This is a genomic window from Nocardioides kribbensis (genome assembly GCF_015070375.1).
GTDB classification, from domain to species: domain Bacteria; phylum Actinomycetota; class Actinomycetes; order Propionibacteriales; family Nocardioidaceae; genus Nocardioides; species Nocardioides kribbensis.
In genome coordinates this window covers 1,201,119-1,225,626 of record NZ_JADCLL010000001.1, presented here as the reverse complement: position 1 = coordinate 1,225,626, position 24,508 = coordinate 1,201,119, and the positions used below count along the sequence as shown (strand labels likewise).

At 68.7% G+C, this 24,508-nt stretch carries 19 protein-coding genes, 2 pseudogenes and 1 other annotated feature; of the genes and pseudogenes, 11 read left to right on the top strand and 10 right to left on the bottom strand.

Annotated features, from left to right (window positions below):
* Positions 1-65: 65 nt before the first annotated feature.
* From IR170_RS05620 to IR170_RS20220, 5 genes are read left to right on the top strand one after another with little or no spacing between them, the layout of a single operon-like run.
* On the top strand, positions 66-1,967 hold the full coding sequence (locus IR170_RS05620) for a hypothetical protein (RefSeq protein WP_193661485.1): 1,902 nt from the start codon (positions 66-68) through the stop codon (positions 1,965-1,967).
* Positions 1,968-2,014: 47 nt separating this feature from the next.
* Positions 2,015-3,577 carry a class I SAM-dependent DNA methyltransferase gene (locus tag IR170_RS05615; RefSeq protein ID WP_227488419.1) on the top strand — a complete coding sequence of 521 codons (1,563 nt, stop codon included), beginning with the start codon at positions 2,015-2,017 and terminating at the stop codon, positions 3,575-3,577.
* Positions 3,570-4,760, top strand: coding sequence for a restriction endonuclease subunit S (locus IR170_RS05610; protein WP_193661483.1), 1,191 nt, complete (start codon positions 3,570-3,572; stop codon positions 4,758-4,760). The genes IR170_RS05615 and IR170_RS05610 overlap by 8 nt, the downstream gene beginning before the upstream one ends.
* Positions 4,757-5,659, top strand: coding sequence for a hypothetical protein (locus IR170_RS05605; protein WP_193661482.1), 903 nt, complete (start codon positions 4,757-4,759; stop codon positions 5,657-5,659). Before IR170_RS05610 ends, IR170_RS05605 begins: the two co-directional genes overlap by 4 nt.
* Positions 5,660-5,684: 25 nt before the next feature.
* On the top strand, positions 5,685-8,855 hold the full coding sequence (locus IR170_RS20220; RefSeq protein ID WP_193661481.1) for a type I restriction endonuclease subunit R: 3,171 nt from the start codon (positions 5,685-5,687) through the stop codon (positions 8,853-8,855).
* 164 nt (positions 8,856-9,019) lie between these two features.
* Here IR170_RS20220 and IR170_RS05595 read toward each other — a convergent pair whose 3' ends face one another.
* Positions 9,020-9,433 carry a hypothetical protein gene (locus IR170_RS05595; protein WP_193661480.1) on the bottom strand — a complete coding sequence of 138 codons (414 nt, stop codon included), beginning with the start codon at positions 9,431-9,433 and terminating at the stop codon, positions 9,020-9,022.
* A gap of 87 nt (positions 9,434-9,520) precedes the next feature.
* Between IR170_RS05595 and IR170_RS05590 the strand changes: the two genes are divergently transcribed.
* Complete coding sequence (locus tag IR170_RS05590; RefSeq protein WP_193661479.1) at positions 9,521-11,155, top strand: hypothetical protein; 1,635 nt, start codon at positions 9,521-9,523, stop codon at positions 11,153-11,155.
* Between the two features lie 32 nt (positions 11,156-11,187).
* On the opposite strand, the gene IR170_RS19835 is transcribed toward IR170_RS05590, so the two are convergent.
* The 3 genes and pseudogenes from IR170_RS19835 to IR170_RS20515 form a co-directional block, all read right to left on the bottom strand.
* Positions 11,188-11,844: an IS3 family transposase gene (locus tag IR170_RS19835; RefSeq protein WP_264674770.1), complete on the bottom strand. Its 657-nt coding sequence runs from the start codon at positions 11,842-11,844 to the stop codon at positions 11,188-11,190.
* 28 nt (positions 11,845-11,872) lie between these two features.
* Positions 11,873-11,959 (bottom strand): annotated as a pseudogene (locus IR170_RS19830) (IS3 family transposase); the annotation flags it as partial.
* 72 nt (positions 11,960-12,031) lie between these two features.
* Positions 12,032-12,175 (bottom strand) — a sequence feature (AL1L pseudoknot).
* Positions 12,176-12,255: 80 nt separating this feature from the next.
* A pseudogene (locus tag IR170_RS20515) lies at positions 12,256-12,402 on the bottom strand (transposase); the annotation flags it as partial.
* A 71-nt stretch (positions 12,403-12,473) separates the two neighbouring features.
* On the opposite strand from IR170_RS20515, the gene IR170_RS05580 reads away from it, so the two are divergent.
* Positions 12,474-13,085 carry an ATP-binding domain-containing protein gene (locus IR170_RS05580; protein WP_227488418.1) on the top strand — a complete coding sequence of 204 codons (612 nt, stop codon included), beginning with the start codon at positions 12,474-12,476 and terminating at the stop codon, positions 13,083-13,085.
* 187 nt (positions 13,086-13,272) lie between these two features.
* Here IR170_RS05580 and IR170_RS05575 read toward each other — a convergent pair whose 3' ends face one another.
* Entirely contained in the window at positions 13,273-13,530 is a 258-nt protein-coding gene (locus tag IR170_RS05575; protein WP_193661478.1) for a hypothetical protein, read from the bottom strand.
* A gap of 33 nt (positions 13,531-13,563) precedes the next feature.
* Between IR170_RS05575 and IR170_RS05570 the strand changes: the two genes are divergently transcribed.
* On the top strand, positions 13,564-15,012 hold the full coding sequence (locus IR170_RS05570; RefSeq protein WP_193661477.1) for a hypothetical protein: 1,449 nt from the start codon (positions 13,564-13,566) through the stop codon (positions 15,010-15,012).
* 45 nt (positions 15,013-15,057) lie between these two features.
* Here IR170_RS05570 and IR170_RS05565 read toward each other — a convergent pair whose 3' ends face one another.
* The 3 genes from IR170_RS05565 to IR170_RS05555 form a co-directional block, all read right to left on the bottom strand.
* A complete protein-coding gene (locus tag IR170_RS05565; protein ID WP_193661476.1) occupies positions 15,058-16,533 on the bottom strand; it encodes a toll/interleukin-1 receptor domain-containing protein in 1,476 nt (491 codons plus the stop codon).
* Positions 16,534-16,558: 25 nt separating this feature from the next.
* Positions 16,559-16,783 carry a hypothetical protein gene (locus IR170_RS05560; protein WP_193661475.1) on the bottom strand — a complete coding sequence of 75 codons (225 nt, stop codon included), beginning with the start codon at positions 16,781-16,783 and terminating at the stop codon, positions 16,559-16,561.
* Between the two features lie 474 nt (positions 16,784-17,257).
* Positions 17,258-18,133: a GyrI-like domain-containing protein gene (locus tag IR170_RS05555; protein WP_193661474.1), complete on the bottom strand. Its 876-nt coding sequence runs from the start codon at positions 18,131-18,133 to the stop codon at positions 17,258-17,260.
* A gap of 120 nt (positions 18,134-18,253) precedes the next feature.
* Here IR170_RS05555 and IR170_RS05550 point away from each other — a divergent pair, with 120 nt between their 5' ends.
* A complete protein-coding gene (locus IR170_RS05550; RefSeq protein WP_193661473.1) occupies positions 18,254-19,354 on the top strand; it encodes a DNA glycosylase AlkZ-like family protein in 1,101 nt (366 codons plus the stop codon).
* Here the strand turns inward: IR170_RS05550 and IR170_RS05545 are convergent.
* A complete protein-coding gene (locus IR170_RS05545; RefSeq protein WP_319804917.1) occupies positions 19,345-20,289 on the bottom strand; it encodes a TetR family transcriptional regulator in 945 nt (314 codons plus the stop codon). The two genes, IR170_RS05550 and IR170_RS05545, sit on opposite strands and share 10 nt — an antisense overlap.
* A gap of 164 nt (positions 20,290-20,453) precedes the next feature.
* Between IR170_RS05545 and IR170_RS05540 the strand changes: the two genes are divergently transcribed.
* Both IR170_RS05540 and IR170_RS05535 read left to right on the top strand, forming a co-directional pair.
* Positions 20,454-21,413 carry a cyclase family protein gene (locus IR170_RS05540; protein ID WP_193661472.1) on the top strand — a complete coding sequence of 320 codons (960 nt, stop codon included), beginning with the start codon at positions 20,454-20,456 and terminating at the stop codon, positions 21,411-21,413.
* 16 nt (positions 21,414-21,429) lie between these two features.
* On the top strand, positions 21,430-23,076 hold the full coding sequence (locus IR170_RS05535; protein WP_193661471.1) for an AMP-binding protein: 1,647 nt from the start codon (positions 21,430-21,432) through the stop codon (positions 23,074-23,076).
* Between the two features lie 39 nt (positions 23,077-23,115).
* Here IR170_RS05535 and IR170_RS05530 read toward each other — a convergent pair whose 3' ends face one another.
* The gene (locus tag IR170_RS05530) at positions 23,116-24,363 is read right to left on the bottom strand and encodes an acyl-CoA dehydrogenase family protein (protein ID WP_251534250.1); all 1,248 of its coding nucleotides are present in this window, start codon (positions 24,361-24,363) and stop codon (positions 23,116-23,118) included.
* Positions 24,364-24,508: the final 145 nt, after the last annotated feature.

Here is a 24,508-nt window from a genome sequence, read left to right as displayed (position 1 = left end):
TGCGGTGTGCCCGGCCGCGTCCTAGGTTGACGGTCGATAACGCCGACGCCGAAAGGAGGCCACCCATGAAGACTCGTGCAGCACGCTTGACACTGCAGGACATCGCGAACCTGGCCCTCGTCGATCGGTCCGTCGTGTCGAAGTGGCGCACCCGCCCGGCGCCGGCGACCGTCCCGGCGCCCTTCCCGGACGCGCTGATGAACGAATCGGGTCTGGAGACCTTCGACCTCGACGAAGTCGTCAACTACCTGACGCAAACCGGTCGCGGCAACAACGACCAGCTCAGGGTCGACGCCCTGGCCGCCGCTCCTCCGGTGGGGGCCGATCTCGACGTCCTGCAGGCGCTGCTGTGCCTCCACGCTCTGACCGGGGAGGAACTGGCCGCACTGGACGGCGGCAAGCTCGCCGCCCTGGCCCTCGTCGAAGACCCCCACGATCGGCGCCTACTCGCCGAGGTGCGCCGCGCCGACCCTGCCCTCGTGGGCTACGTCGACGACTTGGTGGCTGCGTCACTGGGGCCAGGCGACGCCTGGCGCCGCGTCGAGGCCGGACGGCTGTGCCGCGAACGCGGTGAGCGCGGCTTCCACCCCGGCCTCCACGAGCTGGTCGCCGCGGTGACCGCGGCCTGCCGCGAGCACGTCGCCGATCTCGACCCGGCCGTGGCGCCGCCCGCCGGGCTCGACCTCGTGACCTTGGCCGAGGGGTTCTCCGGTATTGCGAGGTCCGACGATCCGTCCGCTCCCGAGGCTCGGCGACTCCGTCGACTCACAGCGATCCACGAGCTCCGGGAGGTCCTGGCCCCGCGTGCCACCGTCCGCGTTGCGACCATCCTGGCACCGGACACGTCGGCCGCGCTCAGCGAACTCGACCAGCTGGTGCTCGACCTCGGGCCCGCCGACATGGCGGTGGTGCTCGGGCCTGCCTCCTTGCTATGCGATGCACTACGCGGGCAGGATCAGTCCGATCGCGCCGAGACACTCCGTCCGGGCAACCTGGTGATGGCGATCCGCCTGCCGCGCGGGTTGTGGAAGCACGCACACCGGCAGAACCTCGCGTTGTGGGTGCTGCGCGGGGGCGCGCGCTACGAACGAGTGCGGATAGCTGACCTCACCGAGGAGGTACGGATCCCGGACGAGCTCACTGCCGACGTCGCCGCCGCCCTGGACCGCAGCGAGCAGGAGCGCGCCTACCGCTACGCCCGATCAAGCGACCTCCCGTCCATCCTCGCCGGCGGCTCAGTCGTGCCTCGCGGGGTTCGGGCGGTGCACTGGGGTCGCGGCGCGGAGGAGGGCCACCTCGATCGCGTCCTCGCCGCCTCCCTGATCACCAGCGAAGCGCTGGCCGGCTTCGACCTTGCTGTGGAGGCTGCGCCGGGAAACGTCGCACGTCGCAGGCGCTCTATTGCCGAACTGCGCGACGCCGGCCAGTTGCGGGTGCTTCGCGGCAGTCGGATCGACAAGCCCCACGCGGTCACAGGCGGGACCGTTTCCGTGCTCACGCCGTCCGGCTCCTACGACGACGTACGCCTCGACCCGTTCGACGTCGAGCGCTACTATCCCCGCGCACGCCGTACCGAGCCCGGCGACGTCGTGTTCGAGCACCAGCCGCCCCGTGCCGTTGTCGACCCAGTCGGCGGCAGCCTGGTCGCCAGCCCCGCGCGCATCATCCGCCTCGCAGAGCGTGCCCCGATCGGCCCCTACTTGCTGGCCTCCGCCATCAACGCGATGACCCACAGCGAGTGGGAGACCTGGGCGGTCGCCGAGATCGACCGCAGTCAGCGCGACCTCATTGAGCGGGCCGTGCGTGACGCCGCTCGGCACCGTGCTGAGCTCACGCAGCGGCTGGAGGCAGTTGACCGTCTCACCACCAGCCTGGTCGAGGGCGTCGCGGCTGGATCAGTCGCCCTCACACCCTCGACCGAGACCTCCAATGCACCATCCCTCCCCGTAGAAAGGCGCACCGCCTGATGCCGCCCCGGAAGAAGCAGAACTCCGAGCCCGAGGCTCCTTCGACCATGAAGGAGCTCAAGGCCACCCTCTGGAAGGCCGCCGACAAGCTCCGCGGGTCGCTCTCGTCGAGCCAGTACAAAGAGGTGATCCTCGGTCTCGTCTTCCTCAAGTACGTCTCGGACGCCTTCGATGAGCGGCGCGAGGAGATCAGGTCTGGTCTGGCCGCAGACGGCTACGACGAGGAGCAGATCGCCGAACTCATCGACGACGACGAGGAGTACCAGGGCTACGGCGTCTTCGTCGTCCCACCCCAAGCGCGGTGGGCCTTCCTGGCGGAGAACGCCAAGGGCCAGCCGGCCAGCGGCGACCAACCGGCCCGCACCATCGGATCACTGATCGACGACGCTATGTCGGCCGTCATGACGGCCAATGAGAGCCTCGGGGGTACGCTCCCGCGGCTCTACAATCGCGACAACATCGATCAGCGCCGCCTCGGCGAGCTCGTCGACCTGTTCAGTAGTGCTCGTTTCAGCCGCCAAGGGGAGCACAAGGCTCGGGACCTGATGGGCGAGGTCTACGAGTACTTCCTCGGCAACTTCGCGCGTGCCGAAGGCAAGCGGGGCGGTGAGTTCTTCACCCCGCCCAGCGTCGTCAAGGTGCTCGTCGAGGTGCTCGAGCCCGACCATGGGCGGGTCTACGACCCATGCTGCGGATCGGGTGGCATGTTCGTGCAGACCGAGCGCTTCATCCGCGAGCACGACGGCGACCCCAAGGACATCCACGTCTACGGACAGGAGTCGATCGAGGAGACCTGGCGCCTGGCCAAGATGAACCTCGCGATCCACGGCATCGACAACAAGGGGCTCGGCGCCCGCTGGGGCGACACCTTCGCCCGCGACCAGCACGCGGACGTCCAAATGGACTACGTGCTCGCCAACCCGCCCTTCAATATCAAGGACTGGTCACGCAACGTCGAGGACCCGCGCTGGAAGTACGGCGTACCTCCGGCGAACAACGCCAACTACGCTTGGATCCAGCACATCGTGAGCAAGCTGGCCCCCGGCGGCCGGGCCGGCGTCGTCATGGCCAACGGGTCGATGTCCTCGAACTCGAACGGCGAGGGCCAGATTCGGGCCCAGATCGTCGAGGCCGACCTTGTCTCATGCATGGTCGCGCTGCCCACCCAGCTCTTCCGCAGCACCGGAATCCCCGTGTGTCTCTGGTTCTTCGCCAAGGACAAGGGTGAGCGCGCCGGGGAGGTGCTCTTCATCGACGCCCGCGACATGGGGTACATGGTCGACCGCGCGGAGCGGGCCCTGTCCGACAAGGATGTCGTGACGATCGGGGACACGTTCCACGCTTGGTTCGGCTCGGACTCAGCCGCGGCGAAAGGGGTGCAGTACGCCGACGTAGCCGGGTTCTGCCGCTCTGTGTCGCTCGCAGACATCAAGGAGAACGACTATGCGCTGACTCCCGGACGCTACGTTGGTGCGGTCCAGATCGAAGATGACGAGGAGACCGCGGCGACGAAGGTCGAGCGGCTGTCGGAAGCGCTGTTGGCCGTGTTTGAGCAGTCGGCCGAAGCCGAGACCCGGGTCCGTAGGCAGATGGAGCGGATTCATGGCTGACTGGCGCCAGATGACACTGCGCGACGTGTGCGCGGAGTCGGGTGGGGGCATTCAGACTGGTCCGTTTGGGTCCCAGCTCCATGCGTCCGATTACGTCGTCGACGGCACGCCGAGCGTCATGCCGCAGAACATCGGCGACAACAGGATCGTCGACGACGGCATCGCGCGCGTGTCTGCGCCAGACATGCTGCGACTCGAGAAGTACTGGTTGCGAGCCAACGACATCGTCTACTCCCGTCGCGGCGATGTTGAGCGGCGTGCCCTGGTCCGTCCCGAGAACGACGGTTGGCTGTGTGGCACGGGATGCCTGCGGGTTCGGATCCTCGATCAGGATGTGCACGACTCCCCCTTCATCTCCTACAGCCTCGGGTTGCCGGAATCACGTGCCTGGATCACGCGACACGCAGTAGGAGCGACGATGCTCAACCTCAACACTGAGATTCTGGGACGCGTGCCCCTTGCGGTGCCTGACATCGAGATCCAGAGGGCGATCGGTGGGGTGCTGGGTGCTCTCGACGACAAGATCGCAGCCAACGACCGGGTCGTGACGGCGGCCGACGCCCTCGCCGAAGCGCTCTTGGCGCGAGTAGCGACTGGGAACGTCGCCTTGAGCGACATCGCACAGATCACGATGGGCTCCTCGCCGCCCGGCGCCTCATACAACGAGTCGGGCGATGGCATGGCCTTCTTCCAAGGCGTCCGCGACTTCGGGGTGCGATCGCCTAGCCGTCGCGTGTTCACGACTGCTCCTGTGCGAGTGGCCGACGCGGAGGACACGTTGGTCAGCGTGCGCGCTCCGGTCGGTCGTACCAATCTGGCGCGCGAACAGCTCTGCCTCGGGAGAGGTCTTGCTGGTCTCCGCTCGCGCAGCGGCCGGCCCATGACGTTGTTTCATCAGATTCGGGCCGCCAGGCACGCTTGGGAGCCATACGAGGCTGAAGGCACGGTTTTCGGAGCCATCAACAAGGGTCAGATGGAGCGCATCACGGTTCCGGGTGTCCCTTCTACCCGGGCTGAGACACTCGAAAGTACTCTTCGCCCCATTGAGGAACGCATCCAAGCGGCACTCAAGGAGTCCGAAGTCCTGAGAGCCACGCGTGATGAGCTCCTTCCGCTGCTGATGTCGGGCAAGGTTCCGGTCCGCGACCTGCCCGACGATCTGACTGAGGCGGCACTACGATGACGACCACAGTCGGCTCCGAACTCGCGGGCGTGGCGGCCTACCTCCACGTCACGCAGCTCGAGCGACGGATGTCCGAGGGTGAGGAGCTGCGCTACGTCGGTGGCGCCCAGCGGATGATGGGCTACGACCTTCACGTGGTGACCAGCGACCGGGTTCTGTGCGTGTCGAGCAAGCGCGACTACGACGTCCAGCAGCAGTTCCAGGTCGCCGAGGTCGTCAGGGCTTTTACGGCCGACGACCGGGGCGACTCGATAGTGCACGTGATCCTTGTGGATGACGGACACTTCCTTATGCGGCCGCACCCCACCGCAGAGAGTGCGGGTGCGCTGGCGCAGGAGATCACGCGTGCCGCCGCAGCGAAACATCCACCTCGCGAGGACCCCCTGATGCCCCGAGATCGGCCCGGACCGACTCTGCTCGAGCAGGCCGGCTTCGACTACCTGCAGATCGTGGTGCCTCGCGAGGAGGTCGAGGCCGGCGACGTCCTGACGACCCTGGGCATGCTGGCACCGCTGATCCAGTCGCGTCGAATCGCACGGGCGTTCATGGAGCGGGTCGCGATCTACGTCGCTGGATACGACGACGTCACCTGGGAGCTGTTCGAGATCGACGCGGTACGCGATTTCGTGCACAGTCTCGATGAGCGGTTTCCCTACTGGCTGTACTTCCTGGACAAGCGGACCGGCTCGTTCGATGCGATCTGGCGCTGCATGATGCCGCCGCTCCTCACCGCCGAGGCGCAGCAGCAAGTGTTCCCGACCCACCTTGAACCCCTGCTGCGCAACTGGTGGACGCCGGCCATGGACAGGGTCGCCGAGTTCGCCGGATTGAGCGAGGCCGAGCACTACGCGCTCTGCGAGCGCTACGCCGACTACTTCCAAGGCCGGCGTGACTTCTGATGACCGATCAAGAGATGAGACGCCCGTGGTGACTGAGGCGGAATGGGAGGAGATCGCACTCGAGGCGCTCTCCACGCACGGCTGGACCACGCTGTCCGGAAGCGAGATCCTCCCCGGCAAGGAGAACGGACGGACGTCCTGGACCGACATCGTCCTTCCCGCCCGGCTGCTCGCGGCGATGCGCAAGCTGAACCCGCTCGTGCCCGGGGAGTACCTCGAGCAGGCGCTCGCGGCGATCCTGACGCCCACCTCACAAGACGCCCTGGCCGAGAACTTCCGAATGCACCAGTTCCTGGTCGACGGCTACCGCGGCATCAGCTACATCGACAGCTCCGGAGTGGATCAGAACCCGACCATCCAACTTGTCGGCCCGCGGGTCGACGACAACGAGTTCCTCGCCGTCAATCAGGTCACCGTCCGCACCGCCGAGCAGGAGCGCCGCTACGACGTGGTGCTCTACCTCAACGGGCTGCCGGTGGTCATCGTCGAGCTCAAGAAGGCGGGCTCTGCTCAGGCCGACCTGGCGGGCGCGCACGCGCAGCTGGCGACGTACCTGCGCGAGTTCCCCATGACGTTCCGCTGCTGTGTCCTGGCGATGGTCAGCGACGGCATCCGAGCCCGCTACGGCACCCCGTTCACGCCGTTGCACCACTTCTCGCCCTGGAACGTCGACGACGACGGTCGCGCGATCACCCCCGGTGCATCGGTGACCGACTCCGACCAGCTCGGGATCGAGCTCGAGTACGTCATCGACGGCGTCGGCAACCAGGAGCGGTTCCTGCAGCTGCTGCGCGGATTCACTGCCTTCGACGCTGGAGCCGATGGCTACAGCAAGCGCATCGCGAAGCCACACCAGTACTTCGCGGTGACCAAGGCTGTCGCCTCCACGGTCAACGCCGTGGAGAGCAACGGGAAGGCCGGAGTCGTCTGGCACACGCAGGGCTCGGGCAAGTCGATGGAGATGGAGCTCTACGCCCATGCGGTGAGCCGCCAACCCAAGCTCAAGAACCCCACCATTGTGGTCGTCACGGACCGCACCGAGCTGGACAGCCAGCTCTTCGAGAGCTTCGCCCGCTCGCAGCTGCTTCCCGAGAGCCCGGTCAGCGTCACCAGCCGGGAGGAGCTACGTCGCGAGCTGACCGACCGCACGACCGGCGGTATCTACTTCACCACCCTGCAGAAGTTCGGTCTCACCGAAGCCGAGCGCGGCGCCGGTCTCGACCACCCTGAGCTCAGCGACCGCCGCAACATCATCGTCATCGCCGACGAGGCGCACCGCAGCCACTACGACGACCTCGACGGCTACGCGCGCCACATTCGCGACGCCCTGCCCCACGCGGCTTTCATCGCCTTCACCGGTACGCCGATCTCCTTCAGCGACCGCAACACGCAGGAGGTCTTCGGGAAGGTCATCGACACCTATGACCTGACCCGCGCCGTCGAGGACGGCGCCACGGTCCCCGTCTACTTTGAGCCGCGACTGATCTCGGTCGTCCTCGAGCAGGACGTCAGCGAGGAGACCCTCGACGCCGCGGCCACCGAGGCCACCAAGGGTCTCGACGAGACGGAGCGAGCGCGCATCGAGAAGTCGGTGGCAGTGATCAACGCGGTCTACGGCGCCCCGGCCCGGCTCAAGGCTCTGGCGGTCGACATCGTCGAGCACTGGGAGACCCGGTCGGAGCAAATGGAGAAGTTCATCTCCTCGCCGGGCAAGGCCATGATCGTCGGGGCCACCCGCGACATCTGCGCCCGGCTGTACGAGGAGATCATCGCGCTGCGGCCCGACTGGCACGACGACGCCGTCGACAAGGGCGTCGTCAAGGTCGTCTACTCCGGTTCGGTCCAAGACCAGGGGCTGATCGCCGAGCACAACCGACCGGGTGCCCAACGCAAGGTCATCCAGCAGCGGCTCAAGGACGCCGACGACCCAATCCAGCTCGTCATCGTCAAGGACATGATGCTGACGGGCTTCGACGCGCCACCCCTGCACACGCTCTACCTCGACCGTCCGCTCAAGGGTGCGCTGCTGATGCAGACCCTCGCGCGGGTCAACCGAACCTTCCGGGGCAAGGCGGACGGCCTTCTCGTGGCGTACGCGCCGCTCGCCGAGAACCTGAGCGCCGCGCTGGCGGAGTACACCGAGACCGACCGGGCGCAGAAGCCCGTCGGCAAGGACATCGACGCCGCGGTTGCAGCAGCACGTGCACTCATTGGGGAACTCGACTCGCTCTGCGGCGGGGTTGCGTGGCGGACGATGCTCGACGGGGGACCGAGGAGCTTCATCAAGGCCGCGGTGAACGTCACCAACTACCTGAGGTCGCCGGCCACCCCCGGAAACCAGGTTCAGGACGGAGAGACGACTGTCGCCGACCGGTTCCGGACGCTCGCCAACCAGCTCTCGCGCGCGTGGGCCCTGGCCGCGGGCAGCCAAAACCTCGACGACCTGCGAACCGAGGCCCGGTTCTTCGAAGAGGTCCGGGTATGGATGGCGAAGTTCGACGCCGAGGCCCGGCAGGCGGAGGGCCGCCCGGTGCCAGAGGAGATTCAGCGCCTCCTCGCGTCCCTGGTCGCAACGTCCACGGCGACCGGCGAGATCGTCGACATCTACGACGCAGCGGGTCTGCCCAAGCCTTCGCTGTCCGATATCGGCCCGGACTTCCAGCGCGAGGCCCTCGCAGCCGACAACCCGCACCTAGCCATTGAGGCACTGCGCGACCTCCTTACCCAGGAGTCCACCAAGGCAACGCGCAGCAACCTCGTTCGCCAGCGTGCGTTCTCCGAACGCATCCGCGAGCTGATGAACCGCTACACGAACCAGCAGCTCACATCCGCCGAGGTCATTGCCGAGCTGATCGAGCTCGCCAAGGAGGTCGGCGGCGAGTCCGACCGCGGTAAGCGCTTCGCGCCGCCGCTCGACTCCGACGAGCTCGCCTTCTACGACGCTGTAGCGAGCAATGAGTCGGCAATCGAGGTCCAGGGCGAGGACGTCCTCGCTCAGATCGCCCGCGAGCTGGTCGAGGTCATGCGCCGGGATGTCAAGACCGACTGGACCGTGCGCGATGACGTGCGCGCCAAGCTTCGGTCTTCGATCAAGCGTCTCCTGGTGAAGTACAAGTACCCGCCTGACAAGCAGCCCGCAGCCATCGGTCTCGTCATCGAGCAGATGGAGTCGATGGCTCCGAGGTACGCGACATGATTTCGCGCACGGGAGCGGACCAAGATGAAGTGGACCGGCGCCTCCGCTCGACGCCTTCTACCTGCAGTTGGCGAGGCCGCTACCGCGCTGGTCAGAGGAGGGCGACGAGGAGGTTTCCGACGTTCGCACCATGATGAGGCCTGATCGAGTAGGAGGCAGCGTGCTCATCGCTTACCGGTACCCCATAGGTCGGACGGGCGTCGCTGTTGGCTGGACACGATGCGGACGTGCAGGTCGATGAGGCCCTCGGCGTACTCCTCGGCGAGCCCGACCAGGACTCGAGAAGCTGGCAGTCCCTCGGCGGCCGCGCGGTTCTTCAGCCCCTCCCAAGCTCCCTCGCTGATGCGCGCTGATTTTGAGGAGGCGCTGCTCTTCGTGACCTCGGGGGTCTCGAGATCGAAGTTCGCATAGTCCCTGGCGAGCGTGGCCAAGACGAACGAAGCGGTCAGGCCATCGCCCGAGGCGCGCCGTTGGATGCGTCGCCACGTCTCATCGCTGATCCGTAGCGATCGAGGTGGGTCGTAGGCGTCGCCATCGGGCTGGCGAGGTCGCCGGGGAAGGTCTGGTCGCCTCGTCATGCGTTATCTCCTGTAGCGAGTATGCCTGTCCAGCCGCATGGCGATGGAAGAGTTCGGTGTGTGACTCGACGACCACACTCCCCAGCCTTGGTGCCCCTGCCTGCGTTCTTCCCGCGATCGACCCCGTCGACGTCGACCGGCGCGGGCGACGTCACTCAACTCATCGAAGGCTGTGAGGCGGCAATGGTCGTTGTGAACGGTATCGGCAATCTGCCGCTCCAGGTCCTTGAGGCGGGCGCAGGAACGGCCGTGCAGTTGCTGGTCGTCTTGCACCCCGGCGCAGGGGACGTGGTGGAGATGCTTCGCCAAGTTGAGCGTTGGGGCCGGCACCGATCACGTCAGATGGTCCGGGTGTCGGCGAGCCCCTGGGGGGCTCGCAATCTCGACCTCGTCATGCTGCTACAGGGCACCGGTGAGCATCGAGACAGCTTGCAAGTGGCCATGGGCTCCGCGGGACCTGCGACCGTCGGAGCCGCAGCCTGTCAGGTGGCGCTCGAGGCTGACGGCGACGTCGCGTACGAGGTGCATGAGTGGTTCCAGGCACTGTGGCAAGAAGCGGCTCCGTTGACGACTGAGGTGATCAGCGCCTATCCGGAGTGGGCACGAGCATCGTCGTCCGGTCTGGTCGACGAGTGGGCAACATTCCGACAGATCTTGCGCGATCACCGTGAGGATGGAGTGTCCCTAAATCCCAGGGCGCTGGGAGTTGAGGACGCGTTGCCTGGTGACGGACAGGCGTTGCCTCAGGAGGCAGAACCTCTAGGGGAAGCCGACCCGGCCGGGAACGGTGGGGCCGACCAGGGCGACGTGGTGGTAGACGCACGTGACAGCGTCATCGAGATAGCGAAGCCCTCACCGTTGGTCCGTGAGATCAAGGCGCTCTACGCGCGTGGTCGGTTGGTCACCGTCCACTTGTCCGAGAAGGTGCCGACCTACCGGCTTGATGTGACTGAGGTGCTCGGTCAGTCCCCGCGCAGCAGGTGGGGGCGTGCATCGGCAACCGGCTCCATCAAACTGGACCTGCTGGTGCCACAAGCCCGGGCAAGAGTGGAGAAGCTGCGCCGTGAGGCGAGCAGCATCCTGTCTCGCCATTCATTTCTGCTGGACGAGAACCAGCACTGGATGCCTCTCAACGTCGAACCTCATTTCGCCCAGCGGCTGGCCTCCATGTCATCGATCAGTGACCTGCCGGAGCTCCTCGGCAAACCCGTGGCTGAGTACATCCAAGACGAGATGGAGACGCTGTTGGAGTCGCTGTACAAGTTGTTGGAAGAACGAAGGACCGACATCGGTATGGGGCGCGACGAGGTGGCCGACCGGCTGGCACAGGCCGCCCACCGCTACCTATCGGAGCGTTCGAAGGTCGATGTGCGACCTCGCTTCAGCAGTGAGGGACTGACCTTCAGCGGCGCGCCGGAGCTGTCGTTCTACCGCCCGTTTCGGCTGTTGTCGGCGGCTGCCGAGACAAGTCGAAAGCGCCTAGTGAATCCCGACACAAACCTGAAGCGAGAAGCCGAGGGCCCGCCGCTGCCCACGTTGGACGTTGTAGGGGGCGATGGGCTACTCCATAGGGAGCGCACCTTCGAGGTGGCAACCATCGCGGAGCGACAACTGCAGCGCATCCGAGCCATCATTGCGAGTGGGCCTTCGGAAGCAGCATGCGTGGAACTCTTCTCGGTTCTCCGCGACCCGGACCCAGAGCCACAACCCTCCCTGTTGTGACCGCATGGGTGAACCTTTGTCGCGTGCCGAGTTCAGTAGAGGCTCTGAACTGACGCGCTGACGGTAGTCGGCGCGGGGTTCTGCGGGTAGTGCTCGTCCTCGAACTCGACGGGTGGGACGAGTCCGATCTCGCCGTGCAGGCGTCGGTGGTTGAACCAGTCGATGTACTCCGCGACCGCGATCTCGAGGTCGTCGATGTTCTTCCACGGACCCTTGTTGCGGACCAGTTCGGCCTTGAACAACGAGTTGAACGCCTCGGCCAGCGCGTTGTCGTAGCTGTCGCCCGTCGATCCCACCGACGCGACAGCGCCGGCCTCGGCCAACCGCTGGGTGTAGCGCACCGCGAGGTACTGAACGCCCTTGTCGCTGTGCGCGATCACGCCGGTGGTGTCCTGACCCGCGTGCTCACGGGTCCACAGACCCATCTCGAGGGCATCCAACGCGAGGTCGGTGCGCAGGCTCTTCGACAGCTGCCAACCCACCACCCGGCGGGAGAAGACGTCGATGACGAACGCTGCGTAGACCCAGCCGGCGAAGGTGCGGCAGTAGGTGATGTCCGCGACCCAGACCCGGTTCGGTGCCGGCGCCTTGAAGTCGCGATCCAGCAGGTCCGGGCGGGTGTCCGGGCCGGTGCCCCGGCACGGTCGTGCGCGGGCCCTTGGCTCTGCTGATCCCGCGCAGGCCGTCAGCGCGCATCAACCGGTGCACCGTGCACCGCGCGATCCGGTGACCGCGCCGGTTGAGCTCGGCGTGCATCTTGCGGACCCCGTAGACGCCGTAGTTCTCCTCATGGACCCGGCGCATCAGCGCCAGCCGCTGCTCGTCAGCGACCGCTCGTGCCGATGGCGGCCTGCTCTTGGCGGCGTAGTAGGTGCTCGGGGCGATCTGCATCCCAGCTGCTCGTAGGACGGTGCAGATCGGCTCGACCCCGAACTTCTCGCGGTGCTGGTCGATGTAGGCGACCAGCACCGCGGTGCTCACTTCAGCTTGCGGTCGAGCTCCGCCGCGGCGAAAAACGCCGATGCCGTCCGCAGGATCTCGTTCGCTCGGCGCAGCTCACGGTTCTCGCGTTCGAGCTCGTTGATCCGCTGCGCCTCGGCTGTTGTGATGCCGGGACGGTGGCCCTCGTCGACCTCCGCCTGGCTGACCCAGTTGCGCAGCGTCTCGGGGTTGATCCCAAGCTGCTCACCGACCCGACGCAGAGCACCAGACCTCGTGGCCGGGTCACGCCGCAGATCGACCGCCATCCGGATCGCCCGCTCCCGAAGCTCCTCGGGGTACTTCCTCGGTGCCGCCATGACTCTCATCCTTCCGTGGAATGAGAGCCTCCATCAGACCCGGCACGCGACATGTGCCCTGGGGCGAGGCAACCTACAAGGTCGGCGACCCAGTGCTTTTCACGGAGACCAACCGCTTCAGGCCGGTGATCTTCAACAACCTGAAGGGCACGATCACCGACATCGAGCGGGTGCCGGGCCGGATCACTTTCGACGTTGAGCTCCAGCGAGAGGTGACCGAGACCGACGTTCGATTCACCGACCTGCGCTGGGTTGAGGGCTCGACCGTCCAGTTCGACGTCTTCGAGAGGCCCGGCTCAGACGACGATGACGACCAGGTCAACACCCTGGTGCCCTTCCAGCTCGCCTACGCCGTGTCGATCCATAAGGCGCAGGGCCTGGAGTACGACTCGGTCAAGGTGGTCATCACCGACGCCAACGAGGAGCGAATCTCCCACAGCATCTTCTACACGGCGATCACGCGGGCCCGGCGTCGGCTCGACATCTTCTGGACGGCGGAAACGCAGCAGCGGATCCTGTGCCGCCTGGCGGTGCGCGAGAACATCAAGGATGAGAGCCTGCTGAAGGCACGCCGCGGCATCGTGCCAGTAGGAACCCGACCAAGGAAGACGAGGGAGCGCCCGCGACCGTAGCCGTCCGCTGAGGCGCCCGTGTGCAGTACTTGCGCTCCGAGCCCCCACCTCGCAAAGTGATGGGCCATCCGACCTCGGTCGAGTGGCCCGTTCGCGCCTGCTCGGGGTTGTCCGCTGTCAGTTGGGGCTCGCCTGTGCGCTCCCCTCGTCTATTCGTTGAGGATGTCGAGCGGAGCCTGTGCTTGGCTCAGGCAGCGCCGGCGCCGACGTCGCCCACGCTGGTCGCGACCGCACCGGTGAGAGAGATCTGAGCCTCGGTGAGCAGGCGCCGGATGGTCGTGGCCGCGCTCGTCGCCTGCAACCCGACCTTCTCGGCGTCCTTGCCCACGCGAGCCGCCACTGTCTTGAGGTCGTCAACCTCGCCGAGGCAGTCGAGCGCCACAATCTTCTCCTCGACGGTGGCGAGCTCGACCGCGTCGACCCGAGATGACGCGGCAACCGCCATGGCGATGTCGGAACCGCATGACAAGATTTGCGTGTGCCAGAGCCGCTGTTCACCTCCTTCATCAAGGAGAACCGTCCCCTGTCGCGCGAGCTGTGGCGGCGGTCCGAGCCGCTGGGTGGACGTATCGGAGGCGTCACCCGGGTCGAGGACTTGGAGTCGTTCGCGCCGCACCTACTCGGCGAGCGCATCGCGGAGCTGGGTATCGAAGCGCCAACGCTCGGCCGGCTACGCCCGGCGTCGGAGCGAGAGGGCGGCACCAGGTGGAACGAGGACCGGAGCCGGGGACTGCCGACACGGCGGTACTACGTCGCCGTGGAGGTCGCCGGCGACTCGTCCTTGCTCCAGCAGTGGCCCGATGTGACAGGGGCTCATCTAGATGCCGTTGATGCGGAGGTCGTCGCCGAACTGGGAGGTCTGGATGCGATCACGCATGGCTCACTAGAGGACGCGGCCCGCTTCCAGCGGGCAGGCGAGATGTGGGAGCTGGGCGCGGATGACGACCCCCGCGAGGGGCGCGCGGTGAGGTTCTCCCTGTACACGTACTTCGATCTCATTGGCGAGGAAGAGGCCGCTGTTGCGCGCGGCGAACTCGTCCTGGCTGACCTGGTTCGGGAGCGGCGCCAGCTCATCGCTCCGATCGTGGCCGCGATGGCAGAGCAGGTGGAGAAGTTCTTGGAGGTCGAGCTTCCTGAACACCTTGCGGAGTTGGTGGAGGCGAAGCGCATCCAATTGATCAACCGGCAGGCTGTTCGCGACAGCCTGAGCTTCCCTGAGGAGTGGCAGGGTGCAGAACCGCAGTTGGAAGACTCCGAAGACCAGTCGGCTGACGTGGCAGTGGAGTCGGTCGCGGGTGAGGAGCCACCGGAGCAGCCCGCGGTCACGATGGGGCCTTCGCCGGGTGTCGCGGAGGAGGTTGAGCTCAACCCCCGGTCGCGGCTCAGTCGAGCGACCTTCGAGGACGTCTTGTTCTCGTTGCGGCACTGGGCGAACGCTGTCGAGCGGACCCCGACTGCGTTCGGTGGGCTCGTAGAGGACCGCATCAGCGATCTGCTCGCGGCGACATGGAACGCGACCCTCCCCGGCGCGGCTCGGGAGGTGTACACACGGGGCGGAAAGTCGGACATTTTCATTCAGGCTGACGTCCTTGACCCTGGGCGCGGACCAGCGACGGTGTTCATCTGCGAGGCCAAGTGGGCCCACGATCACGACACGATCCGCAAGGCACTCGACCCGCAGCTGTTCGGCTACCTGAACGTCCATGACACCTCGGCGGTCCTGCTCGTGTTGATGCGGCAGAAGGACTTCGCGGGAGCGTGTGCCACCTACCAAGAAGTCCTCGAGAGAGTCGACGGCTACCAGGGCACGGTACCGGGGCCTGTGGACGGGTGGCCGCTCCTCGAGTTCCTCCGTGACGACCGGAGGGTCACGGTGTGTGCGGCGTTCATCCACCTCCCCGTCCCCGGGAGCCCCGGCGGGGAGTAGCGCCAACGTCCGACCGCGACCCGCGCCCCCCGGGACGCTCGAGCGCTACCGGCGGGCCTTACCGATCAGGATCTTGGCGATCGTCTCGGCGACCTCGCGCGCAGGTTCGTCGACGAGCGCCCAAAGCGGGACTGCCTCCTCGGCCGGCACCTGCGCGACTGGGTCGCCGAGACCCATGGTGGCCTGGCTGCGGCGGCCGAGCGAGCCAATGTCGCCGTCGGTGAGCAGTGTGGTTGAGTCGAGTTCCGCTGCGACAGCCACGTCACCGGAGCTGCCCAGTGCAGTCTTCAGGATCAGCGCTGCGACGAACCCGAGTCCCTTGACGAGGTCCTCGACCAAGGACCGCTCGTCGAGGACCGACCCCATGTTGTCCCGGGGAAGGCTGAACACGATCGAGATCTGCCCGGCTTCGCTGACTCGGCTGCCCTCGAAACGGTTCATGATCACCGGACCGGAACGGTCTAACGCGGTCGGACGGACCTGTACGCCATCACGGGTGCTCACGTCGAGCCTCTCGGTTGCGCCGGTAAGACCCAGTTCGCGGATGATGGCGACTTGGGCGTCGCCAAGGCCGGCGATGACCCGCTGGCTCAGCGCCGTACCGGGCAGCGAGAGAGCGTGGAGCACGACAACCGCGGTCGAGAACTCCGCGTGCCACGCCTTCCTCCAAGAGATGGGCAGCGGGCGGGGCAGGGTGCGCCGAGGAATCGCTGGGGTCTGCGGAGCCGCAGTGGCCGTCTCGGTAAGTGCGTCGGCACCCTCGGTCAGGCGGTGCATCTCGATCAGGATGCGTTCCCTGGCGCGGTACCAGGGAAGGTGCGGGCCCTCGCCGGGGATCGGCTGGGGGAGGGCCTCGAGTTGTGCCCGCAGCTGTTCGACCTGCTCCTCGACCGTTGGGGTCACCTCCGACGGTTCGGCTGCGGGCACGTCGGTCTCCTCGATGCTGACGGACTCCACCTGCGGCGTGGAGGTCGTCAGCGTGGACGGGAAGACAGGTACCGGCCCGAGCGGCTCGGGGGTGAACTCGGGTTGCCCAGTCAGGTCACGGAGCAGGTCCTCGAGGTCGTCAGTCTCGAATCCTTTGATCTTGTAGCGCTGAATACCGCTCATCCCGATCGGCACGTCGTCGTTGCAGCCCGGCAGGAGGATGATCCGGCAGCGCTTCTGCAGTGTCTCCCGGGTGCCGTGGTCTTGGAGGGACTTGACGGCGTTTGCCTCGTCGGCGACGCCCTTGTGGGCCTCGGGGTCGCCCGTACCTTCCCAGCCGTGCCGCCAGGCGACGGAGATGACGATGAGGATGAAGTCGCTCTCGGCGATCCTCCGAGGTCCCCAACGGGTCCAATCCTCGTTGGGGTGGAAGGCGTCGATGTCGGTGTCGATGCCGTGCCTGCGGAGCGCTTGCGTAAAGCGCAGCACGCTGTCCTTGTGCTGCGCGGTGCGGACGTCGTCCCAGCCGGGGTCGCGGTGAGCCCAGCTGACGATTGCTGTTGGGTGCGAACCCATGACGGGAGAGGTGGACACGGCGCTCAATCTTAGATGTCGGACATCAGACGTCGCCGTTGTGCTGTGCCCGGGACTGGTCAAGGTCGTGCCATGCGTCGTGGACCTGCCAGTACGGGACGCCTTCGAGGTTGTCGCCGCGGGGGACGAGCGCGGCGCACAGGCGGCACGACAGGTCGTTGTGGCCCTTTTGGTCGTAGCCGAGGTCCCACCAGTAGCGCGCACGGTGATGCGGTTCAGGGCCGCCTGCGGTCTCGGGCATCTTCGGCATGTGCTGGTCCGCTCCTCGATGAATGTCCGGCTCGGTGCTCCGGGCAGGGCATCACCATAGTTGCGTGGTCGGTCGAACTCGATCACTACTGGAGGGGGTCATTCCCGGCGCAGTCTTCCGACGCTGAGTCTGTGAACCCGCTGACCTTAGGGGGTACCGGCATCCGTGTGAGAACCCCACTTTGCTTGTGCGTGCGCGTCTCCCGTTCGCGCACCTGCACGCGTCATACTGGGCTACTGAAGTGAACCGGCCATGAGCGCGGCGGCCCGTGTGCAAACTTGCGTTCGCTCGTGTGCAACTGAGTTGGTGGGAGCATCCAGCGCCGGCTCTGACCTGCAGGCTTCGATTTTCGCGAAGATCCCACCACCACACACCGGTCCGCAGCCTCACCGCGGTCCAACCCTCTTGACGCAGAGCCCCCTCGGCACCGCCGAGGGGGCTCTGCTGCGTCTGCTGCCGGGCTCCGACCAGCCCCTAGGCGGGCTCGACCGGCAGCCACAGGTCGCACGTCGCCGTGCCGGCAGCGGCGTCGTAGGCCTGCACCGCCACGACCTCGGGTCCGGGGCGCAGGCGCCACGGCTGCGAGGGGAACCACGAGGTGGCGGTCGCGGCCCACGTGTCCTGCAGCGCGGCGGGATGCGGGCCCTCGGTGCGGAAGACCGCCCAGGTGCCGGCCGCCACCTCGAGCACGTCGAGGCCCGCCGGGGGCACCGACGTGGTGGCGACGCCCTGGAGGTAGGTCAGCTCGGTGCCCTCGGCGCGGTCGGGGTCGAGGTCGTCGCTGACCGACAGCACGCCCCGCGGCTCGACGTCGTTGAGGCGCTTCAGGTCCTCCAACGACCCTGCGGGGAGGGAGGCGACGTGGTCGGCGATGGCCTGGTTGACCCCCTCGTGGACCAGCGGCACGCGTGCGGCGTGGCCCACCAGGTGCAGGGCGGGCAGGGTGACGATGCGGGTGTCCATGGGGACGCTCCCTTCGACGCTCAGGTGGAACCTGAGCCGTGGTTGTGTGCGTGTGGGACCACCGTGGCGTCGTACGTCGCCCGGACCGGCGCCGTGCACCGCGCGGAACGCCCGCCCGAAGGCCTCGGTCGAGCCGTAGCCGTGGCGGACCGCGATGGTGAGCAGGTCGTCGTCGGTGCCGACGAGGTCGGCCGCGGCGAGCGCCATGCGCCGGCGCCGCACGTAGTCCGACAGGGGCATGCCCGCCAGCGACGCGAACATCCGGCGCAGGTGGTGCTCGCTGGTGCCGCCGCGGGCGGCGAGCGTGGCGACGTCGACGGCCAGCGACGGGTCGTCGGCGAGCTGGGCCTCGACGGCGTCGACGGTGAGGTTGAGCACGGCGATCACGGGTCCCTCCTTCCGCTCACCAGCCTCGCGGGCCCGGCACCCCTCGCGCCCGATCATCGCGGACCGATGCGGTCGGCCGGGCCGTGGCCCCGGGCGATGGTGGGGGCCTAGGGTCGCCGCATGGCGCAGGTGCACCGGCTCTCGCAGGAGCAGGCCCGGCGGATCACGCTGCGGGCCCAGCTGCTCGGGCGGCCGCGGCCCGACGACGTGCTCGCCACGCTGCGCCACCTGACCCGCCTCCAGCTCGACCCCACGGCGGCGGTCGCGCCGAGCGCCGACCTCGTGCTCTGGAGCCGCATCGGCGACGACTACGACCCCCGCGAGCTCGAGGACCTGCTGGCCCAGCAGCGGGTGGTCGACCTACGCGGCTTCGCCGTGCCGGCCGAGGACGTCGCCCTGTGGCGCGCCGAGATGGCGGCCTGGCCCGGGCCGGGGGAGCTGCGGCCCTGGCAGGAGCAGCTCGCCGGCTGGGTCGAGGCCAACGAGGAGAGCCGCCGCGAGGTGCTCGACCGGCTGCGCACCGACGGCCCGCTGCCGGCGAGCGCGCTGAGCACGCGGTTCGCGGTGCGGTGGACCTCCAGCGGGTGGAACGACGACCGGTCGCTGCGCCGCCTGCTCGACCTCATGGTGCAGCGCGGCGAGGTCGCCGCGGCCGGTCGCGAGGGCAGGGAGGCGCTCTGGGACCTCGCCGAGCGCGTCTACCTCGACCAGGCGCCGGTGCCGCTGGAGCAGGCCTGGTCCGAGCGCGCGCGCCGCACCCTCGTCTCGCTGGGCCTCGACCGGCAGCGCTCGGGGGCCGGCGCCCTCGGCGCCCCGCCGGGGGAGCCGGCCGTGGTCGAGGGCCTGCGCGGTCGCTGGCGGGTCGACCCCGCCGCCCTGGCGCGTGCCGACGAGCCCCTGGCCGGGCGCACGGTGCTGCTCTCGCCGCTGGACGCGGTGGTCAAGGACCGCCGTCGCCTCACCGACCTCTTCGCCTTCGACTACGTCCTGGAGATGTACAAGCCGGCGGCCTCACGGCGCTGGGGCTACTGGGCGCTGCCGGTGCTCGACGGGGAGCGCCTCGTCGGCAAGGTCGACGCCACCGCCGACCGTCGTGGGGGAGTCCTGCACGTCGACGCCGTGCACGAGGACGTGGCCTTCGACGCCGACCTGCGAGGCCGGGTCGAGACGGAGGTCGAGCGGCTCGCGGCGTGGCTGGGGCTGGAGCCGGCTCAGCCCTGAGCCGCGCGCGAGGGGTCGTGGCGGACGAGCCCGAGGGCGAAGTCGACGTACTGCTCGGCGACCTGCTCGGCGGTGGCGGCACCGTCGCGTCGGAACCACTGCGCCAGGGCCGTGCACATCGTGACGACCGCGCGGGCGGCCTCGTGGGGGCGGGTCGTGGCGAAGACGCCGGCGCGCACGCCGGCCTCGACCTCGACGTCGACCAGCGCCTGCTCGGCGCGGCGCAGGGCGGCCACCCGCTCGCGCGCGCCGGGCTCCAGGCTGCGCATCTCCGAGGCCCCGACGAAGGCCAGCTCGCGACGGTGGGTGTGGTAGAGCGCGAGGCACTCCACGAGGTTGGTGAACCGGCCGACCGGGTCGTGCCCCTCGGCCAGGGCGGCGGCCGTGCGGGCCCGGAGGTCGTGCATGGTGAGGTCGAGGAGCGCGACCAGCATCTCCTGCTTGCTGGCGTAGTAGTGGTAGAGCCCGGGCACCGAGAGCCCGGCCCGCTCGGCGATCGTGCGCATGGTCGCGCCGTGGTAGCCGAACTCCAGGAAGGACGACAGCGCCCCCGCCAGCGCGGCGTCGAGCTCGAGCGGCGGCAGGTGGCGCCAGTCCTCGACCGAGGGCGCCGATCGCGACGGCGCGGCGGCCGTCGGACCGTCGCCGGCGCCGCCGAAGAGGTGGTCGACCGGCACCTCGAGGGCCTCGGCCAGGTGGGCGACGCGCTCGCTGGAGACCCCGGTCTTGCCGTTCTCGATCGCGCTCAGCGTGGCCGAGCTGACGCCGAGGACGTCGGCGAGCTGACGCAGCGTCAGGCCGCGGCGGTGCCGCAGCGCCCGCACGGCCAGGCCGAGCGCGGAGCGGTGGTCGGGGGTGGGGTCGGTGATCGGTGGCTCCTCTCGGTCCGGGTCGCCTGGCGGCGTGGCGGTCGGGCGCGGCGACGATCCTGACACAGGTCACACGTTTCAGCATCCCTGAATTCCTCCCCTGCGCCGGAGCGCGTCGCCAGGGCCTGCTCGACCCTTGACAGCAGTCCAGTGGTCTTGCACTGTGAGGCGCGTCATAGTGAAACCCGAGTGTGCGTTCGCTCGCTCGGTCCGTGCTTCCAGGAGGACAGATGACCGACTCCACCGTGCCCCCGCTCGACGAGCTCCTCAAGGACTCGCCCACCAACTGGGGCAAGTGGGGTCCCGACGACGAGGTCGGCGGGCTGAACTACCTCGGCCCCGAGCAGGTCGTCGCGGCCGCCGGGCTGATCAGCTCGGGCAAGGTCTTCACCCTCCAGCGCCTCATCGGCGACCCGAAGGGCGACCCGGTGTGGCCCGGCCGCACCCCGGCCGAGCGCACCCAGATCCTCGACGAGTCGAACTGGGACGGCGACGACGGACCCGCCTTCCCCGGCGGTCTGCACTACGCCGACGACAAGATCAACGCCTTCCTCCAGGGCTCCACGCAGTACGACGCCCTGGGCCACGTCTGGTACGGCGGGCAGCTCTGGAACGGCTACGACGCGCGCACCACGATCGGCGGCCTCGACAAGGCCAGCATCCAGCCCATCGCCGAGCGGGGCGTGGTCGGTCGCGCCGTGCTGCTCGACATGGCCCGCTTCCGCGGCAAGCAGACGCTGGCCGCGGCCGAGACCTACACCCACGAGGACCTCCTCGCCTGCGCGGAGGCCCAGGGCGTCGAGCTGCGCAAGCGCGACATCCTCGTCATCCGCACCAACTACCTCCAGCTCTTCTTCGAGCTCGGCGAGAAGTTCTACGAGGGCTTCTGCGAGCCGGGCCTGGTCTACAGCCCCGAGCTCGTGCAGTGGTTCGCCGACATGGAGATCCCCAACCTCGTCACCGACACCATCGCCAACGAGGTCACCTTCGACCCCAACAACGGCGTCGCCCTCGTGCTGCACAACGCCCTGATGCGCAACCTCGGCGTCACGCTCACCGAGATCGCCGACCTCGAGGGGCTCGCGGCCGACTGCGCCGAGGACGGTCGCTACGAGTTCTTCTACGCCGCCGCCCCGCTCAAGGTCGCCCAGGGCAGCGGCGCCCCGGTGAACCCGATCGCGATCAAGTGAGGGGCACCGAGACCCGATGAGCGTCTACGACGAGCGCCCGTGGCTCGGGCTCTACGCCGGCGAGCCCGCCGACCTCGAGCCCGAGCACACCGACGGCCTGGCCATGTTCCGCGCCGGTCTCGCCGCCGACCCGACCGGTGACGCCGTGCGGTACTTCGACGGGGTGCTGACCCGCGAGGAGCTCGACGCCCAGAGCGACGCGCTCGCCGTGGCCCTGCTCGACAGCGGCTTCGAGCGCGGCGACCGGCTCGCGGTCTACCTGCAGAACGTGCCGCAGTTCGTGGTGTGCCTGCTGGCGACCTGGAAGGCCGGCGGGGTCATGGTCTCGATCAACCCGATGAGCCGGGCCCGGGAGCTGACCTACCTGCTCCAGGACTCCGGGGCGCGGGTGCTCGTCGCGCTCGAGACGCTCTACGACGAGGTGGCGCGCGACGTCGTGCCGGCATCCTCGGTCGAGCTGGTGCTCACCACCAGCGAGCTCGACTACCAGACCCGTCACGACCCGCGGCTCTTCGCCGGCGTCACCCGCCAGCGCCACGCCGGCACCGACGACCTCGTGGAGTTCCTCGAGGCCCGCCGGGGCCAGCGGCCCCCGCCGGTGGAGCTGGCGCCCGACGACGTGGCCTTCCTGACCTACACCTCGGGCACGACCGGGGTGCCGAAGGGGGCGATGAACACCCACCGCAACGTCGTCTTCACCGCGCGCGTCTACCGCGACCGGGCGCGCTTCGCCCGCGGCGGCTCGGTCTTCGGCATCGCCCCGCTCTTCCACATCACCGGGCTGATCGGCCACATCGCGATCAGCTTCGCCGCGCCCCTGCCGCTGGTGCTGGCCTACCGCTTCGAGCCGCAGGTCGTGCTCGACGCGCTGCTGGAGCACCGGCCGACGTACACGATCGGGGCGATCACGGCCTTCAACGCCCTCTTCAACTCCCCGGACTTCACCGAGGACCACTTCGCCTCCTTCACCTCGGTCTACTCCGGCGGCGCGGCCATCTCGCCGACCGCGGAGCGGGCCTTCAAGGCCCGCACCGGGCTCCAGGTGCACAACGCCTACGGCCTCACCGAGACCACCAGCCCGATGACGCTCACGCCCTTCGGCGCCCCCTCGCCGGTCGACCCGACCTCCGGGGCGCTCTCGGTCGGCGTGCCCGTGCCGAGCACGGTCGTGCGGATCGTGGGGGAGGACGGCGAGGACCTGCCGCTGGGCGAGGTCGGCGAGATCGTGGCCGACGGGCCCCAGGTCGTGGCCGGCTACTGGGGCAAGCCCGAGGAGACCGCGGCCAACCTGCCCGGCGGGGCGCTGCGGTCCGGCGACGTGGGGTTCATGGACCCCGAGGGCTGGATCTTCATCGTCGACCGCAAGAAGGACATGATCAACGCCTCCGGCTACAAGGTCTGGCCGCGCGAGGTCGAGGACGTCCTCGCCGAGCACGAGGCGGTGCGCGAGGCCGCCGTCGTGGGGGTGCCCGACGAGGTGCGGGGGGAGACCGTCAAGGCCTTCGTCAGCCTCAAGGCCGGCGCGAGCGCCACTCCCGAGGAGCTCATCGCGCACTGCAAGGAGCGGATGGCGGCCTACAAGTACCCCCGCCAGGTCGTCGTCATCGACGAGCTGCCCAAGACCGTCACGGGCAAGATCCTGCGCCGCGAGCTGCGGGGCTAGCCGGCGTCGGCCGGCCCCGCGGCCGGCCCCGCAGCCGGCTCAGACCCGGGTGGAGCCCGGCGGCAGGACCGGCTCGCGGCCCAGCTCGGCCTTGGCGATCGAGCGCAGGTGGACCTCGTCGGGCCCGTCGAAGAGCCGCATGGCGCGGTGCCAGCCGTACATCGCGGCCAGCGGCGTGACGTCGGTGACGCCGGCCCCGCCGTGCACCTGGATGGCCCGGTCGATGACGGCGGTGGCGGCACGGGGCACCGCGACCTTGGCCATCGCGACCAGGGAGGCGGCCGCCTTGTTGCCCTGGGTGTCGATGACGTGGCAGGCGCGGTGGCACAGCAGGCGGGCCTGGTCGATCTCCAGGCGCGACTCGGCGATCTGCTGACGCACCACGCCCTGGTCGGCCAGCGGCGAGCCGAAGGCGACGCGCTGCTGGGCGCGGGCGACGAGCAGCGCCAGCGCGCGCTCGGCGGCACCGAGGGCGCGCATGCAGTGGTGGATCCGGCCGGGGCCGAGCCGGGCCTGGGCGGCGGCGAAGCCGCCCCCCTCCTCGCCCACGACGTTCGCGACCGGCACCCGGACGTCCTCGAAGGTGACGACGGCGTGGCCGTGCTGGTCGTGGTGGCCGAAGACGGGCAGGTCGCGCACCACGGTGACCCCGGCGGTCTCCCGCGGCACGATCACCATGGTCTGCTGGCGGTGCCGGACGGCCTCGGGGTCGGTCTTGCCCATGACCACGAAGAGTGCGCAGCGGGGGTCCATGGCCCCCGAGGTCCACCACTTGCGGCCGTTGATGACGTACTCGTCGCCGTCGCGCTCGATGCGGGTGGCGATGTTGGTGGCGTCGCTGCTGGCGACGTCGGGCTCGGTCATGGCGAAGGCCGAGCGGATCTCGCCGTCGAGCAGCGGGCGCAGCCAGCGCTCCTGCTGGGCCTCGGTGCCGAGCAGGTGCAGCAGCTCCATGTTGCCGGTGTCGGGCGCCTGGCAGTTGATGGCCTCGGGGCCGAGGTCGTTGCTCCAGCCGGACAGCTCCGCGATCGGGGCGTACTCCAGCTGGGTGAGCCCGGACTCGTGGGGGAGGAAGAGGTTCCACAGCCCCTGCTCGCGGGCGGTGCGCTTGAGGTCCTCGATGACCGCCGGCACGCGGTGGTCGTCGGGGCCGCCGGCGAAGGCCTGCTCGGCGTAGGTGGTCTCGGCGGGCAGCACGTGGTCGCGCATGAACGCGACCATCCGGTCGTGCAGCTCGACGGCGCGGGCCGAGGGGGCGGGCAGGACGAGGTCGGGGTGATCGGACACGAGGCTCCTGAACGTGGGCCGAGCGATCGCTCGGGGCTGCTTCACCATGCCACCCGCCCCGGGGCGGCGCAAGGCCCGATGTGACGGGTGGGGGCGCGGTCTGGCAGGCTTGTTGAGAACGATAATCATTGCGCCTGGTGGCGCC